Below are 16,794 nucleotides of genomic sequence, written 5' to 3'. Positions count from 1 at the left end.
ACATTGTATGTGGCAAAGGTAGCTAGTGTGAATATTTTGTTTTACATATCATGATGCGCATGATTTTTTTGACGAGAATGGTTACGGTTTTTTACTTTATGAGATCCGCTTAATGGTTCAGGTTGGCCTTTTTTTTCTTTAGATTCACGATTGTTTTTGCCCATTGTATATAACACCTCCTCTTCCTATTAGAATGAGAGAAGTTTGCGAATTTATACGAGAATGTTTTTAGAAAAAAAGGTAAAGATAAATGGGACTAACTATTATAGAAAGGGGATTGTATAATGCCATATCATAAAGATAAACAACAAGCTTTTCAAGCTGCACAGCAAGGAGTTACACAAGCAGAAAATACATTTAACAACATTGTAAAAAATGATCCAAACTACGGTCATGATTTAAAAGAGTTACGCCAAGAGGTCCAGGAAGCGTATGAACAGATTCAAAATGCGCTAGAAGTAGCTTCGGAAACACAACGTCCACAACTTGAGCAATACGAAAATAATCTCCAAAATATTATGCGAAATGTAGATCAATTAGAAAAGTAAATGAGGTTGTTGTGTATTCGACAACCTTATTACTTTAACGAACGCTATGTTGAAACAGAAGGTTTTTCTATTAGTTTTTTCTTTACTATGCGCAGTACATATATTTCAAGTGGAAAAAGTGGAAGCGAAAATGTTGTTCAGAAAAGAACTAGAGCCAACTGGCTATGTAACGTGGGAAGTGCCAAATAATGAAAAGGTTATTGCAATTACGTTTGATGATGGACCAGATCCAACATATACGCCGCAAATTCTAGATTTATTACATCAATATAAGGCAGAAGCGACTTTTTTTATGATTGGATTTCGAGTTCAGCGTAATCCATATTTAGTAAAGCAAGTGTTAAAAGAAGGACATGAAGTTGGAAATCATACGATGAATCATTTGTATGCGAGCAATTCGTCAGATGAAAAATTAGAAAATGATATTTTAAATGGAAAGAAATATTTTGAAAAATGGGCGAAAGAACCTTTATTGTTTCGTCCACCAGGTGGATATATTAATGATGCTGTATTTACTACGGCAAAAAAAGCTGGGTATCAAATTGTTCTATGGTCATGGCATCAAGACCCTCGTGATTGGGCGAATCCAGGTACAGAATCCATTGTAAATCATGTTGTGAAAAATGCTAAAAGTGGAGATATTGTACTGTTGCACGATGGAGGAAGTGATCGTAGTCAAACAGTGGAGGCATTAGCAAAAATTTTACCTGAGCTGAAAAAGCAGGGGTATCGATTTGTAACAGTTTCGGAGTTGTTACGTTATAAACATTAGAGAAAATCCCAAAAGGTATACCTTTTGGGATTTTTCGTTACTGATTCTTTTTTCGTTTCTTATTATTTTGTCGCTCTGCTGGTGTTAAAGGTTCGTTTGCGAACTCTTCGTTATAACCAGTTCCTTGTCCTTGTGCGGATGCAGCATTCATTCCTGAAATAATATGATTGGCTTTTCGTTTACCCATTTTTCTCACCTCTATAATGTTTTTTATAGACGAACTATGAGTTGTTCATAGCATATATGAACGTAAAGTAAAACGCTGAAAGAGTGATTTACTTTATAGTAATAGTATTAATAAAGAGCATGGACACTATTCAAATTTAGAAAGATAAAGAAAACTTATGATAATCCATAAGTTTCTTATTATTTACTTATTTAGAAAGTTGTAATAAGATATTATCGTAAGGTATTGAAAAGTTTGTCTACATTTTATATTCAGACAACTTAGTCACGTTTAACAGGGGGGAAACATAATGGTCAAACATAATCCATTTCAATCACGTGCAACTTTTGAACTAGATGGAAAGACGTATCATTATTATCAATTGAAAGCGCTTGAAAACGCAGGGGTTGGCAACGTATCTCAATTACCATATTCTGTGAAAGTTTTACTTGAATCTGTGCTTCGTCAAGTAGATGGACGCGTAATTACAGAAGAACATGTTACAAATTTAGCGAAATGGGGAACAAAAGATGTTCAAGATATCGATGTTCCGTTTAAACCATCTCGTGTAATCTTACAAGACTTCACAGGTGTTCCAGCTGTTGTAGATTTGGCTTCGCTTCGTAAAGCAATGGCAGATATGGGCGGGGATCCTGATAAAATTAATCCAGAAATTACTGTAGACCTTGTAATTGACCACTCTGTACAGGTTGATAGAGCGGGTACAGCAGACTCGCTTGCATTCAACATGGACTTAGAGTTTAAACGTAATGAAGAACGTTATAAATTTTTAAGCTGGGCACAGAAATCATTTGATAACTACCGTGCAGTTCCACCAGCAACAGGTATTGTACACCAAGTAAACCTTGAATATTTAGCACCGGTTGTTCATGCGGTGAAAAATGCTGAAGGTGACTTAGTTGCATACCCAGATTCATTAGTTGGAACAGACTCACATACAACAATGATTAATGGTATCGGTGTTCTTGGATGGGGCGTTGGTGGTATTGAAGCAGAAGCAGGAATGCTTGGACAGCCTTCATATTTCCCAGTGCCTGAAGTAATCGGTGTAAAATTAACTGGTACACTTCCAAGTGGTACAACAGCAACTGATATTGCATTAAAAGTAACACAAGTGTTACGTCAAAAAGGTGTAGTTGGTAAATTTGTTGAGTTCTTCGGTAGTGGACTAAAGAGCATGCCTTTAGCTGACCGTGCAACAATTTCAAATATGGCACCAGAATACGGTGCAACTTGTGGATTCTTCCCAATCGACGACATTTCATTAGAATACTTACGTTTAACAGGTAGAGATGAAGAGCAAATTCGCGTTGTTGAAGAATATTGTAAAGCAAATGGCTTATTCTATACAGCAGACAGTAAAGATCCAATCTATACTGATCTTGTTGAAATTGATTTAAATGCAATCGAATCTAACCTTTCTGGACCGAAACGTCCGCAAGATTTAATTCCGCTTTCAAATATGAAAGAAGAGTTCCATAAGGCTGTTGTAGCACCAGTTGGAACACAAGGACTTGGATTCAATGAGCAAGAGTTTGATAAAGAAGTGAAAGTTACATTAAAAGATCAAGAAGTAACGATGAAAACAGGCGGAATTGCAATCGCTGCGATTACAAGCTGTACAAATACGTCAAATCCATACGTATTAATTGGAGCAGGTTTAGTTGCGAAGAAAGCAATTGAAAAAGGACTTAAAGTACCTGGTTACGTAAAAACATCATTAGCACCAGGATCTAAAGTTGTTACAGAGTACTTAGATAAGTCTGGTTTAACAACGTATTTAGATCAATTAGGTTTCCAAACAGTTGGTTACGGCTGTACGACTTGTATCGGTAACTCTGGTCCATTAGCAGAGGAATTAGAAGAAGCAATCGCAGCAAACGATTTATTAGTAACATCTGTTTTATCTGGTAACCGTAACTTTGAAGGTCGTATTCATCCACTTGTAAAAGCAAACTACTTAGCATCACCACCACTTGTTGTGGCATATGCACTTGCAGGTACTGTTGATATTGACCTGAAAAATGATGAAATCGGTAAAGATGTAAATGGTAATGCTGTTTACTTTAATGATATTTGGCCATCAGCTAAAGAAATTGAAGATGTAGTTCAAAGTGTTGTTACATCTGAATTGTTCAAAAAAGAATATGCACAAGTATTTAACAGCAATGAGCGCTGGAATGAAATCCAAACTTCAAATGAAGCTTTATATACTTGGGATAATGATTCAACATACATTCAAAACCCACCGTTCTTCGAAGGACTATCTAAAGAGCCAGGTGAAGTTGAAACATTATCAGGTTTACGCATCGTTGGTAAATTTGGTGATTCTGTAACGACAGACCATATTTCACCAGCAGGTTCAATTGGTAAGCACACGCCAGCTGGACGTTATTTACTAGAAAACGGCGTACAACCAGTTGATTTTAACTCTTACGGTTCTCGTCGTGGTAACCATGAAGTTATGATGCGTGGTACATTCGCAAATATCCGTATTAAAAACCAAATCGCACCAGGAACAGAAGGCGGATATACAACATATTGGCCAACTGATGAAGTAACATCTATCTATGATGCTGCGATGAAATATAAAGAAGATGGCACAGGCCTTCTAGTTGTTGCTGGTAAAGACTACGGTATGGGAAGTTCTCGTGACTGGGCTGCGAAAGGTACAAACTTATTAGGTATTAAAGCAGTAATCGCAGAGAGCTTCGAGCGTATTCACCGCAGTAACTTAGTATTAATGGGCGTATTACCATTACAATTTAAAGATGGAGACAGTGCTGAAACGTTAGGTCTTGTTGGTGATGAGTCATTTGAAATTCAAATTGACAAAACGGTTAGACCACGCGATCTTGTAAAAGTAGTTGCAATCGATTCAGAAGGAAAAGAGAAGCAATTTGAAGTAGTAGCTCGTTTCGATAGTGAAGTTGAAATTGACTACTACCGTCACGGTGGTATCTTGCAAATGGTTCTTCGTTCGAAAATCGAAGAGTCTAAAGTGTCGAACTAAACGGATTCAACAATATTTGTTGAATGTATATTTTAAAGAGGGATGAGATTTTCTCATCCCTCTTTAGTATGAAAAAACATCGGTATATTTAAAGGTCTCTAAGTGGAAACCTTATTGTCAGTTAATGTGGGATGGATTAAAGCGTTTTGTAAAATTAAGGGAGAATTAAAGTTGCATATCCCCTGTTAAGGGTAAAATTAAATGAAAGGAATATTCATGCGATAAGATATTTTTCGAAATGAATAAAAAAGCCAACTAATAGTTGCTGCAAAAGAGGTGGAATATGCCAAAAAGATATTGGGGAGTTATAATTACTTACATACTGTTTTACTTGTCCATTTATTTATTCGAACCGATTTTTATAACTTTATTTAATTTAACAACGGAAGCGGCCAATGCCTATGGTAGAATCTTAGGTTATTTTTTAGCTTTCATAGTAATTTTAATATTAATGAAACCAGATATTGAAAGAGGTTCTTCTGATGCTTATCCGCCCAAAAAAACTGTATTATGGTGTATCTATGGTGTTCTTATTTATTTTTTAGTTCAAGCTATTTATGGATTAATAGCTATTGTTGTATTTAATATGGATCCTAACTCAGAACACTCAGAAATGATAAAATCCAAATTTATATCTTTTCCATTTATAATAGTGAATATTGCAATTTTTGGGCCTGTAATGGAAGAGGTTTTAACAAAAAAAATTATTCTTGATACGTTACGCAAACGAACAAATGTCTACATTGCGTGTTTAATTACGTCTCTTGTATTTGCATTACTTCATATGGAGTTGGCAAGTGTTATTCCTTATACTTTAGCAGGATTGGTGTATGCTTTTTTATATGTAAAAACTAATAGATTGATCGTGCCTATTGTTGTTCATATGTCAATAAATACACTTGCTATTTTAATAAAACTTATATAGTAATACATATCGGCATTTAATAGGTCGTTGGCAGAAGAATATCCCTAGATAAAGTAGTGATTTTTATTTTATGTTTTGGAAATTAGGTTTTTAAAATAATATGAGTAAACAAAGAGGAAAGGGATGAAACCAAATTGGTTTCATCCCTTTCCTTTTATTATGCAAATTGGAGGAATGACAATGAATGAGTATAGAAGAATAATGTTGCCGCTACTACAAGAAAAGTTATTGTTAATTAGTGCGATTTGTAGCGGGATAGTAGCTGCCATTTTAAATTTATCCCGTCCGCTATTTATGGGGCTAATTGTAGATAACCTTATTCAGCGGGAGTTAAAAGGTGCGTATGTATATATTGCTTTGTTTGCAGGGAGCCGCTTTTTGATGTGGGTGAACAATCTGTTATTTGATTATGTAAGCTCAAAAGTAAGTCAGCGAATATTACGAGAGAAGCGTATAGATGTATTACGTCATTTTTTCTTATTACCGTTTGAAGAAAGTGAGAAGGTAAAACAAGGGGAGTTAGAAACATTAGTCGTTTCTGATATTCCAAATTGGGTAAGGTTATATGGATCTTTATTAATAGAATACATCCACGCTATTGCACAATTTATTGGTGCGTTCATAGCTCTACAACATATCGATGTACAGTTCATATGGTGGATAACCCCGTTTTTATTTTTAAGTGCAATGGTTCCAATGTTTATGGGGGGAAAGGTAAGAAATATTGCGAGTATTTCTCAAAAGAATCAATCAATTGTTGTAGAGATGGTGTCACAATTTGTAAAAGGTATACAAGATTTGCGTAGTTTACAAAAAGAGAGCTGGGCAATTGGCTTATTTAAAGGAGTGACAGTAAAATCTTATAAAACAGAAGTAAAGAAGACGATGTTGCAACATTGTATTGGGATAGTTGGAACGGTAATAGAAACAGGAGCATATATAGTTGTTCTTATTATAGGAGCAAAAAAAATAATAAAAGGGGATACGGAAGTCGGTTCGCTTGTGGCGGTATTAGCTACAATTGAGATGTTATTTTTCCCCGTTCGTTATGCGAGTGATTTATTGATGATGACACAAGTTGCTATCGCTTCGGCCAGTCGAGTTTTTGGCTTATTAGATATACCGGCTGAATACAGAAATGTAGAAAGAGCGAAGGGAATGAAATTAACAAACGTTTCATTTCAAGAGAACGGTGAAGAGAGATGTAGAATTAAAAATATTCATTTGCAAATTAATCCTGGCGAACTCGTTATCATTTTGGGGGAAAGTGGTGCAGGAAAAACGACGCTTTTAAAATTAATTACGGGTTTATATAAACCATCTAATGGTAGTATTGCTTATTACGGTAATAAAGCTCGTATGACTACTATATGGCAGGAGCCTCGTTTTTTTCGAACGACAGTAAAAGAGAATATGTATTTTCAAGAAGGGGGCTTAGAAAAACAGTTAGAAAAAAATATGGAACTTGTAAATGCGAAGTCGATTATTAGGAGTTTATCTGAAGGTATTCAGACTGTACTACATAAAAGCGGTGAAGAGTTTTCGGGAGGAGAGAGAAAGCGTCTTGCGTTATTGCGAGCGATTGTATCAAATCCGAATCTCATTATTTTAGATGAACCGACTGCGGGATTAGATCCGAGTAATCAAGAAGTGGTTTGGAATATGCTGAAAGGGCTAGGAGGGAATGTAACGAGAATTGTGACGACACATGATCTCGAGAGGGCGATGATAGCAGATCGGGTTGTTGTCATGAGGAATGGAATTATTGTGGAATGTGGGGATCCTAGAGAATTATTAAATTGTAAGTCATTGTTTAAAGAGATGCTAATAAAAAGATAAGAGCTATATAGCGCTCTTATCTTTATTCACTCTTATTAAGTTGGTACGTATATGATTCAGTATCGCTAGTACTAAACTCTTTGACTAGAGTAAGTTCATTTGTATCCGGATTATATTTGAAAATTTTGACCGTATGTTCGCTACTTAGTGATGGATTATATTCTTGAATAGCAAATGTATTTTCAGCAATCTGTGTCATATTACTGGTGGAAACATTTTCTATGGAATCATGATTTGTAGAAATTTCAACGACTCTTTCACCGTTGAAAATAAGAGAACGATTACTAAAATAACTAAACAAATTCGTATATAGCGAAGTTCTTTACTAATAGGGTGTTCTCCCAAAATAATCATCCTTTCTGTAACTATTGTATAGTAGTGGTGGTAGTCATCGTGAAGAAACTAACAATACCGAGACTTGCTAAAAGGATAAATGAGATTAAAGCGATATAGAGACAAATACGTCCAACTTGCTTTTTTTCAGGATCTTTACTGAAGAGCGAGATGATCCAAGTGATAATCCCGATTGGGGAAAATATAAAACTAAGAATATATAATAGTATTTTTTCAAATAAATTCATAAAAATCCCCCTTTTTGAAAGTTCTACATGTGCAGTTTTCTTCGTATTAGCGCTGCTGTTATGTAGGAAAGTATAGAATAAACAGCACTATAAATAATCCAAGCGTCTAAGTTTTGTGAAGCTAGGTGTATATCAAATTTAGAGACGATAATGAAAAATATAAGTGGAACAGTAAAAGAAATAATAATAGCAGCCCATTTGAATTTGTATAGCAAGCCGCTAAAACAAATACATAGTAATGGTAAAGTGAAGAAAACAAAAGAAAAAGGGTTGATAAGTAATTGTAAAATACATATCACCTCGAATTTTTTATATGTATTTCTAATTATATGATAAAAAGGAAAATATTTCATCTTAGTTAAAAATATTCCGACTATTTTGAATGTGAATATTTCCAAGCTTGTCCGTATAAGCTAAAATAAGGTATATAGTATTTTGATGATTATGTTATAAGAAGATAAACACGTTAGGGTGATATAAAATGTGGCGGAAGCTTACTGTTATTGTAGTGTTACTTTGTTTAGCGGGATATGCAGCTTATGATCAGTTTGGTAAAAAAGATCAAGTAGTACAAGGGAAGCAAGAAAAAAGTGAAGCTGCTATGAAAGAGATGATTGCAAGGAATGGTATTGAAATAGGAAAGAATGCACCTGATTTTGAATTAACGAAGTTAGATGGAACGAATGTAAAGTTATCAGATTTAAAAGGAAAGAAAGTGATTTTAAACTTTTGGGCAACGTGGTGTGGACCTTGTCAGCAAGAAATGCCCGATATGGAGGCCTTTTATAAAGAGCATAAGGAAAATGTAGAAATTTTAGCTATAAATTATACTCCTTCAGAAAAAGGTGGGGGAGAAGAAAAGGTAAGCAACTTTGCGAAGGAAAAAGGAATTACTTTTCCTATTTTATTGGACAAGAACATTGATGTGACAACAGCGTATAAAGTAATTACGATTCCAACCTCTTATTTTATAGACACAAAAGGGGTCATTCAAGATAAGTTTATTGGACCAATGACACAAAAAGAGATGGAAAAAAGGATTGCTAAATTAAAATAATGTTGAAAAGGTAGAGGTGGAAAGTTATCATTTCTGCCTTTTCTTTTTCACGTAGTGATAGCAGCATGTTATGATAAAAGAAATATAAACGTTTAGAGATAAAGGGGTGTTTGGAGTGGGGAATGTATCCTTACCGTTAGATTATGTTGTAATTGATTTTGAAACAACAGGATTTAACCCTTATAATGATAAAATTATTCAAGTCGCAGCAGTGAAATATCGTAATCATGAACTAGTAGATCAGTTTGTTTCCTATGTGAATCCGGAGCGTTCAATTCCGGACCGAATAACGAGTTTAACAGGTATTACAAATTATCGTGTTTCAGATGCACCGACGATTGAAGAAGTATTACCTTTATTTTTAGCATTTTTACATACAAATGTAATTGTCGCTCATAATGCATCTTTTGATATGCGTTTTTTGAAAAGTAATGTAAATATGCTTGGGCTACCGGAGCCTAAAAATAAAGTGATTGACACTGTGTTTTTAGCAAAGAAATATATGAAGCACGCGCCTAATCATAAACTTGAAACGTTAAAGCGAATGCTTGGAATTCGCTTAAGTTCTCATAATGCATTTGATGATTGTATTACGTGTGCGGCAGTTTATCAAAGATGTGCATCTATTGAGGAAGAAGGAAAAAGAAAAGTGCAGAAAGAAGTGCTTGATGAAACGGTAGCATACGAAGCAGTAAAAGAAATTCTTATGCGAAATAAACGTGATATCGAATGGATTCGCTGTATGAATGTCGGGAGCTATTTAGATATAAAAGCTTTTTACCCAATTATTAGGATGAAGGTAAACGGGCGAAAGAAATATGTGTTAACAGAAAAAATGGAAGACGATGTAATTGGTATTTGTACGAGCTTAACGTGTGAGGCAGCATTGAAAAGTGAGATTGGCAACACGAGAATTATGATTGACAGTGTAGAGGACATTTTCAAGCTAGAGAGCTACATTTTAGAAGAATACGATTCTGTATTGCGAGCACTGCATGAATATAGAGTGAATGAAGAAGATGCTGATGAAGAAATTAAAAAATATTTAAATATAATGATGTGAAAAAATCCCATGCGTAATATTTGCGTATGGTTTTTTTGTTAAAACATAAAATTTTCTTACAAATCTGATTAAAGAGTTTTTCATTTGCTCATACTATGTAATAAGAAAACGTAGAAGAAAGGGTGAGCAGCATGAGAAGAAGTCGCCGTAGATCGTTTGAAGAACTTGTAAATGAAAATAAACAACAATTATTAAGCGATCGTGATGCAATCGATCGAATTGAAGAACGTATTGAAAAACGTTATGCAATGAAACTTTTTAAGCAGGCTGAATAATTCTTAACACTAGTACGATACTAGTGTTAAGGAGGCGATAGTAATGGGTAATCCGAAAAAGAATTCAAAAGACTTTGCACCAAATCAAATTGGAACACAATCGAAAAAAGCTGGTGGGAATAAAGGAAAGCAAATGCAAGACCAAACTGGTAAGCAACCGATTGTTGATAACGGTTAAAAAAGGAGAATGTTATCATTCTTCTTTTTTGTGAGGGAATTAAAGATATATTTTTAACAGGAATATGAAAAAAGGGCTGACTTTCGTCAGCCTTTTTTCGTGATTGTAAAGTTTTCGACGAGTAAACGCCAATTTTGTGGGAATGGTAGGCCAATCTTCCAATAGCTGATGCCGCCTATTCCTTGTTCTTTCATTAAATTAAATTTACTTTGAACGGACCGTGAATCTTCAAACCAAACTTCATGTTGTACGCCGTTTTCGTCAAAGTAATTGAAATGAGGAGCTTGAGCCGTGAAATCATAGCGGATAGGAACATTGTATTTACGAGCTAGTGCAACAGCTGCAACAGAGCTAATTGCTTTTGCAGGTGGATTTCCTTGTTTGAACGGCAGTTTCCAATCGAAACCGTATAAATTTTGACCCATCATAATTTTTTGTGGTGGCATTTGAGATTTTGCATATTGAAGTACCTCTTTCACAGGACCAATAGGAGAAATCGCCATCGGTGGTCCGCCTTGCCAACCCCAGTCGTATGTCATAATGACGACGAAATCAACAATTTGTCCTTGTGCTTTATAATCATGAGCTTCAAAAAATTTCCCTTTTTGATTGGAACTTGTTTTCGGTACAAGCGTTGTACTTAATGTGTACCCGCTAGGTAAGCGCGTTTTTACATTTCGTAAAAAACGATTATATGCTTCGCGATCTTCAGGTGCTACATTCTCGAAATCAAAATGAATATCTCGCATGCCGTATTTTTCAGCTGTTTGCAAAATGTTCGTAATAAATTTGTTTTGAATCGTTGCGTCGCGTAAAAAAACAGATGCCAGTTCGGTACTGAAATTTCCATTTTCAATATTTGTAATAACGAGCATAGGGATGGTTTTACCTTGCGTTGCAATATTAGCGATTTTAGCTGTTTCGGTTGGTTCTTTTAAAGTGCCGTCTCGTTTTGCTTCGAAGCTGAAGTAGGCTAAATATGTTAAAAATGGATTAATAGCACGTGTAGCATTTACTAAACTTTCTTTTATCGGTATTGTTGAAGGTTGTAAATAAGCGATGGATTCTACTGCTCGTTTTGTTCCTTTCGGTATATATAATTGTTGTCCGACATGAAGAATAGATTTTAATGAAAGGTTATTAACTTTAGATAAACTGGCGAGAGGAACGCTATATGTTTGAGAAATTCGATAAAGGCTGTCACCAGGCTGTACATAATAGTTATTTCCTTTTGTATTAACGATAAGTGCCTGACCAACAACGAGTGTTTCGGCTGGGTTTAGTCCATTGTCTTTTACAATTTCTTCAGGTGTAGATCCATATTTTGATGCTAAACTATAAACACTATCACCGCTACGAACAGTTACAATTTGAATCATGTGTTTGCCCCTTTCGGTAAAAGATTCACTGTTTTTATTTTATTTTTGATTCCACTGTATTATGATTAAATGTATGCAAGGTAGCAGAAGTGAAAGAAGGCGAATAGAAATGTTTGTAGCAGAACATGAAGTTGAAATCCGCTATGCGGAAACAGACCAGATGGGTGTTGTTTACCATTCAAACTATTTAGTGTGGCTGGAACTTGGGCGCACGAAACTTATACAAGAATTAGGATTTTCGTATGTTGAAATGGAGAAAGAGGGAATTATCTCTCCTGTATTAGACTTGCAAATTTCATATCGTAAAGCGATGCGTTACGGTGAAAAAGCAATTGTGAAAACGTGGATTGATACTTTGAGCCCGCTGCGTGTTGTATATGGTTATGAAATTTATAACGGTGATGGCGAGCTTTGTATTACTGCAAGTACAACGAATATTTGTGCGAAAAAAGAAGGGTTCCGCCCTGTATCATTTAAAAAATTATATCCTGAGTGGTATGCGAAATATGAGGAAATTAAAAAAAAATAAAAAAAAGCGTGGCAGAAGCCACGTTTTTTTATTTTTCATAATTAAATTGAGGGAAATCATCACCGTCGTTAAGTGTCACTAATAAATTATGTCCATCGAAGAACCACTCATCATCGCCTTCAATAAAGAAGTTAATACCTTCTTCTTGCATTTGAACAGCAGGATGCGCAGGATCATCTTTACGAATACCTAAAGAAAGTCCTTTTTGCACAGTACTGCAACCACCGTATTGTACGAAAAAGCGTATTGTTTCACCTGATTGTAAGTGTAATTCGTTTTTATACCATTGTGCTGCTTCTTTTGTTACGGAAAGATTCATGTATAGTTCCTCCAAATTATGTTGCTTTTTCTTTAGTATAAAAAATAACGCAAAAAGACGCTATTAATATGCTTCACGTTTTCTTTTTGCGTTATGTGGGTTACGATCTTATTTTTGCTTTTTTGAAAAGTTTGCTTTTGGTTCAGTTTTATTTATAATTCGTCCGATATTTGCACGGTGTTTATAAATAACCATACCTGCTAATAAACACATCGCAATAATGAAGATTTTATCCCCGCTAACAATGGATGCAATAACAGCAATGACAGCTGTTACCATAGAAGAAAGTGATACGTATCTTGTTGTAAATAAAAGGCTGAAAAAGACAACAGCTAATATTGCAAAAACAACTGGTGAATAGCATAATAATACCCCAGCAGAAGTTGCAACTGCTTTCCCCCCGCGGAATTTTGCGAAGATCGGATAGACATGTCCAAGAACAGCGGCTAATCCAAACCATAGTGGGTGAATATCTGACCCGAAAATAATCGGTAGACTTGTTGCTAATGTACCTTTTAAAATGTCAGCAATTGTTACGATAAAACCTGCTTTTTTCCCTAATGTACGGAATGTATTAGTTCCGCCTAGATTACCGCTTCCATGCTCACGAATGTCGATTCCATAACCGATTTTTCCAACGACTAATGCAAATGGAATCGAACCGAGCAAGTAGGCAACGATAAATAAAAGATATGTAATAATCATGAGTTCAGTCTCCTTTATACAAATGTGTTGATAAAGGGTAAAAAGAGTTTTTCCCGTTCATTGTACCATACATTTGTAAAGAGCACATTTCTTTTTTACAAATGAAAAAGTCATTAATTTTTAAAAAAACTTTCACAGGAATGTTACATTTTTCACAGGAACAGAAGAACTATATGTTGTATGATTTTAATCAAAAGACAACAACATGTTGGTGGAGGGTTATGAATGTTGAAACAAAATGTACGTGGAGAAGAATTAATGAAAGTATTTGAGACAATTATTCACGGTAATGAACAAGATTTAATGCAGGAAAATGCAAATGTAGATGGCCGATCTCCAATGGGAGTAATGGGAACGTTCGCATCTGAGAGCGCAAAGTATTATGCAGTAGAAAAATTATTATCAGATCAAGTGAAAAAAGCGATAGATCAAAATATATTATATCCACATGATTTAGATTTTTATGCAACAGGAACAACGACTTGTTCGCAAATTCCGTTAGCGCAAATGCTTGCTAACGGTTTTCATACTGGACATGGACATATGAGACAACCGCAAGACATTAAAAGTGCATTGGCGCTTTCTTCAATTATTTTTCAGGCGAATCAAAATATGCAGCACGGTGGTCAATCGTTTGCACTCTTTGATATTGATTTAGCTCCATATGTGAGAAAAACAGTAGAGAGACATAAAAAACGACTACAGTCATATCCGCTTACGAAAGAACAAATAGAGGAATTTGCATGGAAAGAAACAGAAAATGATACGTATCAGGCGTGTGAGGCTTTCGTTCATAATTCAAATAGTATGCATAGTAGGGGCGGGGGACAAGTACCGTTTATTTCTATTAACTACGGAACAGACACATCGAAAGAGGGACGGCTTTTAATTAAGCAACTTTTAAAAGCGACGCAAGCTGGACTTGGTAAAGGGGAAACACCGATTTTTCCTATTCAAATTTTCAAAATGAAAAAAGGCGTGAACTTTGAAGAGTGTGATCCGAACTATGATTTATTTGAATTAGCGTTAGAAACGACAGTTGAGCGATTATTCCCTAACTTTTCGTTTTTAGATGCTCCGTTTAATGCTGTGCATTATGATGGTCGACCTGAAAGTGAAGTATGTTATATGGGGTGTCGTACTCGTGTTATGTCTAATATACATGGGGAAGAAACAGCAATTGGGAGAGGGAATTTATCGTTTACTTCTATTAATTTAGTGAAATTAGCGCTAATTAGTGGTTCGAAAGAAGCGTTTTTTGAAGCGCTAAGTTATTACTTAGATTTAGGTGTTAAGCAATTGTTAGAGAGATTTGCTTATCAATGTACAAAGAGAGCGAGAGATTTTCAGTTCTTATATTCACAAGGTGTATGGCGTGGTGGAGAAACGTTGCAACCTGAAGATGCTGTGGCACCGATTTTAAAACAAGGGACGTTAAGTCTTGGTTTTATCGGTCTTGCAGAATGTTTAGTAGCGTTAACTGGAAAGCACCATGGAGAAAATGAAGAATCATGGAAGCTTGGATATGAAATTATTTCCTTTATGAGGAAGAGAATGGATAAGGTGACGGAAGAACATCAACTCAATTTCTCTGTAATTGCAACGCCAGCAGAAGGGTTATCAGGAAAGCTTGTGAAGAAAGATAGAGAAGAATTTGGTGTAATTAGCGGTGTGACAAATCATAATTATTATACAAATTCGTTCCATGTACCGGTGTATTACAATATTCAAGCTATAGATAAAATTCGATTAGAAGGACCGTTTCACGCTCTTTGTAATGGCGGACATATTACGTACATTGAACTAGATGGTGCAGCTGTGCATAATCAAAAGGCGTTAAAGCAAATTGTACAAGCGATGGCGCAGTACGGAGTAGGATACGGCTCAATTAACCATCCTGTCGATCGTTGTAAGTGTTGTAGTTATCATGGCATTATCGGGAATGAATGTCCGAGCTGCGGAAATGAAGATGAGAATGAAATAGAAAGAATTCGCCGCATAACAGGATATCTTGTAGGAGATATGTCAAAGTGGAATAGCGCGAAACGTAGTGAAGAGATGGATCGGGTGAAGCATAAATGAAAGTTATGAATATCATTCATGATAGTGTAGTAGATGGAGAAGGGTTGCGGACAGTCGTGTTTTTTGCGGGCTGTCCGCATCGTTGTATCGGTTGCCATAATCCGAAATCATGGAATGTTTGCAATGGAACTGAAATGACGGTAGAAGAAATTGTGATAGAGATTGAAAAAAATTCATTAACCGATGTAACATTTTCAGGTGGAGATCCATTTTTTCAAGCTGCTGAAGTGAAAAAAGTAGCAAAAGTAGTGAAGGATTTGAAAAAAAATCTATGGATTTATACAGGTTACACGTTAGAAGAGATACAGAGTGCTCAAAATAATGATATGATAGAATTGTTACATTATGGGGATGTTTTGGTCGATGGAAGATTTGAACTTGATAAAAAAGATTTAACACTTCCATTTCGCGGAAGCTCCAATCAACGTATTATTCGATTGAATGAGTAAAAAGGCGGGATAGGTTATATGAATAAAACAGTATTACTTGTTGAAGATGAAAGAAGATTACGTGAAATTGTTAGTGATTATTTTCGTAATGAAGGCTTTGAAGTAATCGAAGCGGAAGATGGAAAAAAAGCGCTAGAATTATTTGCTGAACATACAATTGATTTAATTATGTTAGATATTATGTTACCAGAAATAGATGGTTGGTCTGTTTGTAGACGAATTAGAAAAGAGTCAGCGGTACCAATTATTATGCTGACAGCACGTTCTGATGAGGATGATACATTACTAGGCTTTGAACTAGGTGCAGATGAGTATGTAACAAAACCTTTTAGTCCGAAAGTGTTAGTAGCTCGTGCAAAGACGTTATTGAAACGTGCGGATGGAGCGATAGGAGTATCAGAAGAAAATACTATGTCATTAGCTGGAATAGAAGTGAATCGACTATCTAGAACAGTTTTAGTAGATGGAGAAGAAATTATATTGACACATAAGGAGTTTGAGCTTCTCGTTTATTTAATGGAGAACAAAGGAATTGTGTTGTCACGCCAACATTTATTAGATCAGTTATGGGGATATGATTACTACGGTGATGACCGAACGGTTGATACACATATTAAAAAACTGCGAAATAAGCTAGGAGATAAGGCGAAGCATATCGGCACTGTTATTCGAGTAGGTTACAAATTTGAAGAATAACCTTTAAGTTACTATGCATCCCGGCTTTGGGATATAGCAAATTTACACTCTCCTTTGTAGGTGAAATGTACAAAAAATACTTTTCTTGTCTACAATGATAGATAGGAGTATTTTTTTAATTGGATTTCACGATGAGTTCACAAGAAGGACACAAACTGTGACTATACTGAAAGTACGAATTCACCAGAGAGGGGAAA

19 protein-coding genes and 1 pseudogene are annotated in these 16,794 nt (G+C 35.4%); 13 read left to right on the top strand and 7 right to left on the bottom strand.

Annotated elements, in window-relative coordinates:
• Positions 1–41 precede the first annotated feature (41 nt).
• The gene (locus MHI07_RS16310; RefSeq protein WP_000517651.1) at positions 42–164 is read right to left on the bottom strand and encodes a small acid-soluble spore protein P; all 123 of its coding nucleotides are present in this window, start codon (positions 162–164) and stop codon (positions 42–44) included.
• Between the two features lie 120 nt (positions 165–284).
• On the opposite strand from MHI07_RS16310, the gene MHI07_RS16305 reads away from it, so the two are divergent.
• The gene (locus MHI07_RS16305) at positions 285–548 is read left to right on the top strand and encodes a hypothetical protein (protein ID WP_016105829.1); all 264 of its coding nucleotides are present in this window, start codon (positions 285–287) and stop codon (positions 546–548) included.
• Positions 549–594: 46 nt separating this feature from the next.
• Positions 595–1,320 (top strand): polysaccharide deacetylase family sporulation protein PdaB, encoded by a 726-nt coding sequence (gene pdaB / locus MHI07_RS16300; protein ID WP_340825117.1) that lies wholly within the window; start codon positions 595–597, stop codon positions 1,318–1,320.
• 37 nt (positions 1,321–1,357) lie between these two features.
• Here the strand turns inward: pdaB and sspO are convergent, their stop codons facing one another.
• Positions 1,358–1,507, bottom strand: coding sequence for a small acid-soluble spore protein O (sspO, locus tag MHI07_RS16295; protein ID WP_002033549.1), 150 nt, complete (start codon positions 1,505–1,507; stop codon positions 1,358–1,360).
• A gap of 289 nt (positions 1,508–1,796) precedes the next feature.
• Between sspO and acnA the strand changes: the two genes are divergently transcribed.
• The 3 genes from acnA (at position 1,797) to MHI07_RS16280 (ending at position 7,284) form a co-directional block, all read left to right on the top strand.
• A complete protein-coding gene (gene acnA / locus MHI07_RS16290; RefSeq protein ID WP_340825115.1) occupies positions 1,797–4,520 on the top strand; it encodes an aconitate hydratase AcnA in 2,724 nt (907 codons plus the stop codon).
• A gap of 283 nt (positions 4,521–4,803) precedes the next feature.
• Positions 4,804–5,445: a CPBP family intramembrane glutamic endopeptidase gene (locus MHI07_RS16285; protein WP_002160921.1), complete on the top strand. Its 642-nt coding sequence runs from the start codon at positions 4,804–4,806 to the stop codon at positions 5,443–5,445.
• A gap of 180 nt (positions 5,446–5,625) precedes the next feature.
• On the top strand, positions 5,626–7,284 hold the full coding sequence (locus MHI07_RS16280; protein ID WP_445661759.1) for an ABC transporter ATP-binding protein: 1,659 nt from the start codon (positions 5,626–5,628) through the stop codon (positions 7,282–7,284).
• A 22-nt stretch (positions 7,285–7,306) separates the two neighbouring features.
• Here MHI07_RS16280 and MHI07_RS16275 read toward each other — a convergent pair.
• Both MHI07_RS16275 and MHI07_RS16270 read right to left on the bottom strand, forming a co-directional pair.
• A pseudogene (locus tag MHI07_RS16275) lies at positions 7,307–7,629 on the bottom strand (YmzC family protein).
• A 20-nt stretch (positions 7,630–7,649) separates the two neighbouring features.
• Positions 7,650–7,865 carry a hypothetical protein gene (locus MHI07_RS16270; protein ID WP_088079090.1) on the bottom strand — a complete coding sequence of 72 codons (216 nt, stop codon included), beginning with the start codon at positions 7,863–7,865 and terminating at the stop codon, positions 7,650–7,652.
• Between the two features lie 481 nt (positions 7,866–8,346).
• On the opposite strand from MHI07_RS16270, the gene MHI07_RS16265 reads away from it, so the two are divergent.
• The 4 genes from MHI07_RS16265 to sspN all read left to right on the top strand — a co-directional run bounded on the left by MHI07_RS16265 (position 8,347) and on the right by sspN (position 10,438).
• Positions 8,347–8,922, top strand: a complete 576-nt coding sequence (locus tag MHI07_RS16265) for a TlpA family protein disulfide reductase (protein ID WP_088079088.1) — start codon at positions 8,347–8,349, stop codon at positions 8,920–8,922.
• A gap of 115 nt (positions 8,923–9,037) precedes the next feature.
• Positions 9,038–9,985, top strand: coding sequence for a 3'-5' exonuclease (locus MHI07_RS16260; protein WP_078174166.1), 948 nt, complete (start codon positions 9,038–9,040; stop codon positions 9,983–9,985).
• A 131-nt stretch (positions 9,986–10,116) separates the two neighbouring features.
• Positions 10,117–10,260 (top strand): FbpB family small basic protein, encoded by a 144-nt coding sequence (locus MHI07_RS16255; protein ID WP_002160927.1) that lies wholly within the window; start codon positions 10,117–10,119, stop codon positions 10,258–10,260.
• A gap of 43 nt (positions 10,261–10,303) precedes the next feature.
• Entirely contained in the window at positions 10,304–10,438 is a 135-nt protein-coding gene (sspN, locus tag MHI07_RS16250) for an acid-soluble spore protein SspN (protein WP_000527988.1), read from the top strand.
• An 86-nt stretch (positions 10,439–10,524) separates the two neighbouring features.
• Here the strand turns inward: sspN and MHI07_RS16245 are convergent, their stop codons facing one another.
• Positions 10,525–11,817, bottom strand: coding sequence for a glycosyl hydrolase family 18 protein (locus MHI07_RS16245; RefSeq protein ID WP_340825107.1), 1,293 nt, complete (start codon positions 11,815–11,817; stop codon positions 10,525–10,527).
• Between the two features lie 109 nt (positions 11,818–11,926).
• On the opposite strand from MHI07_RS16245, the gene MHI07_RS16240 reads away from it, so the two are divergent.
• The gene (locus MHI07_RS16240) at positions 11,927–12,346 is read left to right on the top strand and encodes an acyl-CoA thioesterase (RefSeq protein ID WP_002160928.1); all 420 of its coding nucleotides are present in this window, start codon (positions 11,927–11,929) and stop codon (positions 12,344–12,346) included.
• Between the two features lie 28 nt (positions 12,347–12,374).
• Here MHI07_RS16240 and MHI07_RS16235 read toward each other — a convergent pair whose 3' ends face one another.
• Both MHI07_RS16235 and plsY read right to left on the bottom strand, forming a co-directional pair.
• Positions 12,375–12,665: a HesB/YadR/YfhF family protein gene (locus MHI07_RS16235; RefSeq protein WP_002146331.1), complete on the bottom strand. Its 291-nt coding sequence runs from the start codon at positions 12,663–12,665 to the stop codon at positions 12,375–12,377.
• Between the two features lie 108 nt (positions 12,666–12,773).
• Entirely contained in the window at positions 12,774–13,370 is a 597-nt protein-coding gene (gene plsY, locus MHI07_RS16230; protein ID WP_002160929.1) for a glycerol-3-phosphate 1-O-acyltransferase PlsY, read from the bottom strand.
• A 225-nt stretch (positions 13,371–13,595) separates the two neighbouring features.
• Here plsY and MHI07_RS16225 point away from each other — a divergent pair, with 225 nt between their 5' ends.
• From MHI07_RS16225 to MHI07_RS16215, 3 genes are read left to right on the top strand one after another with little or no spacing between them, the layout of a single operon-like run.
• Complete coding sequence (locus MHI07_RS16225) at positions 13,596–15,452, top strand: anaerobic ribonucleoside triphosphate reductase (protein ID WP_340825102.1); 1,857 nt, start codon at positions 13,596–13,598, stop codon at positions 15,450–15,452.
• Positions 15,449–15,901 carry an anaerobic ribonucleoside-triphosphate reductase activating protein gene (nrdG, locus tag MHI07_RS16220; protein ID WP_340825100.1) on the top strand — a complete coding sequence of 151 codons (453 nt, stop codon included), beginning with the start codon at positions 15,449–15,451 and terminating at the stop codon, positions 15,899–15,901. Before MHI07_RS16225 ends, nrdG begins: the two co-directional genes overlap by 4 nt.
• 18 nt (positions 15,902–15,919) lie before the next feature.
• The gene (locus MHI07_RS16215; RefSeq protein ID WP_002111124.1) at positions 15,920–16,597 is read left to right on the top strand and encodes a response regulator transcription factor; all 678 of its coding nucleotides are present in this window, start codon (positions 15,920–15,922) and stop codon (positions 16,595–16,597) included.
• Positions 16,598–16,794: the final 197 nt, after the last annotated feature.

The sequence above is a fragment of the Bacillus sp. FSL H8-0545 genome (assembly GCF_038006105.1).
Taxonomy (GTDB): Bacteria; Bacillota; Bacilli; order Bacillales; family Bacillaceae_G; genus Bacillus_A; species Bacillus_A cereus_U.
This window is presented reverse-complemented; position numbering and strand designations above follow the sequence as displayed.

Bases quoted from the DNA above. Each gene is read 5' to 3' on its own strand.
- MHI07_RS16310 (WP_000517651.1), bottom strand. From the start codon at position 164: ATGGGCAAAAACAATCGTGAATCTAAAGAAAAAAAAGGCCAACCTGAA.
- MHI07_RS16305 (WP_016105829.1), top strand. From the start codon at position 285: ATGCCATATCATAAAGATAAACAACAAGCTTTTCAAGCTGCACAGCAA.
- pdaB (WP_340825117.1), top strand. From the start codon at position 595: ATGTTGAAACAGAAGGTTTTTCTATTAGTTTTTTCTTTACTATGCGCA.
- sspO (WP_002033549.1), bottom strand. From the start codon at position 1,507: ATGGGTAAACGAAAAGCCAATCATATTATTTCAGGAATGAATGCTGCA.
- acnA (WP_340825115.1), top strand. From the start codon at position 1,797: ATGGTCAAACATAATCCATTTCAATCACGTGCAACTTTTGAACTAGAT.
- MHI07_RS16285 (WP_002160921.1), top strand. From the start codon at position 4,804: ATGCCAAAAAGATATTGGGGAGTTATAATTACTTACATACTGTTTTAC.
- MHI07_RS16280 (WP_445661759.1), top strand. From the start codon at position 5,626: ATGAATGAGTATAGAAGAATAATGTTGCCGCTACTACAAGAAAAGTTA.
- MHI07_RS16270 (WP_088079090.1), bottom strand. From the start codon at position 7,865: ATGAATTTATTTGAAAAAATACTATTATATATTCTTAGTTTTATATTT.
- MHI07_RS16265 (WP_088079088.1), top strand. From the start codon at position 8,347: ATGTGGCGGAAGCTTACTGTTATTGTAGTGTTACTTTGTTTAGCGGGA.
- MHI07_RS16255 (WP_002160927.1), top strand. From the start codon at position 10,117: ATGAGAAGAAGTCGCCGTAGATCGTTTGAAGAACTTGTAAATGAAAAT.
- sspN (WP_000527988.1), top strand. From the start codon at position 10,304: ATGGGTAATCCGAAAAAGAATTCAAAAGACTTTGCACCAAATCAAATT.
- MHI07_RS16245 (WP_340825107.1), bottom strand. From the start codon at position 11,817: ATGATTCAAATTGTAACTGTTCGTAGCGGTGATAGTGTTTATAGTTTA.
- MHI07_RS16240 (WP_002160928.1), top strand. From the start codon at position 11,927: ATGTTTGTAGCAGAACATGAAGTTGAAATCCGCTATGCGGAAACAGAC.
- MHI07_RS16235 (WP_002146331.1), bottom strand. From the start codon at position 12,665: ATGAATCTTTCCGTAACAAAAGAAGCAGCACAATGGTATAAAAACGAA.
- plsY (WP_002160929.1), bottom strand. From the start codon at position 13,370: ATGATTATTACATATCTTTTATTTATCGTTGCCTACTTGCTCGGTTCG.
- MHI07_RS16225 (WP_340825102.1), top strand. From the start codon at position 13,596: ATGTTGAAACAAAATGTACGTGGAGAAGAATTAATGAAAGTATTTGAG.
- nrdG (WP_340825100.1), top strand. From the start codon at position 15,449: ATGAAAGTTATGAATATCATTCATGATAGTGTAGTAGATGGAGAAGGG.
- MHI07_RS16215 (WP_002111124.1), top strand. From the start codon at position 15,920: ATGAATAAAACAGTATTACTTGTTGAAGATGAAAGAAGATTACGTGAA.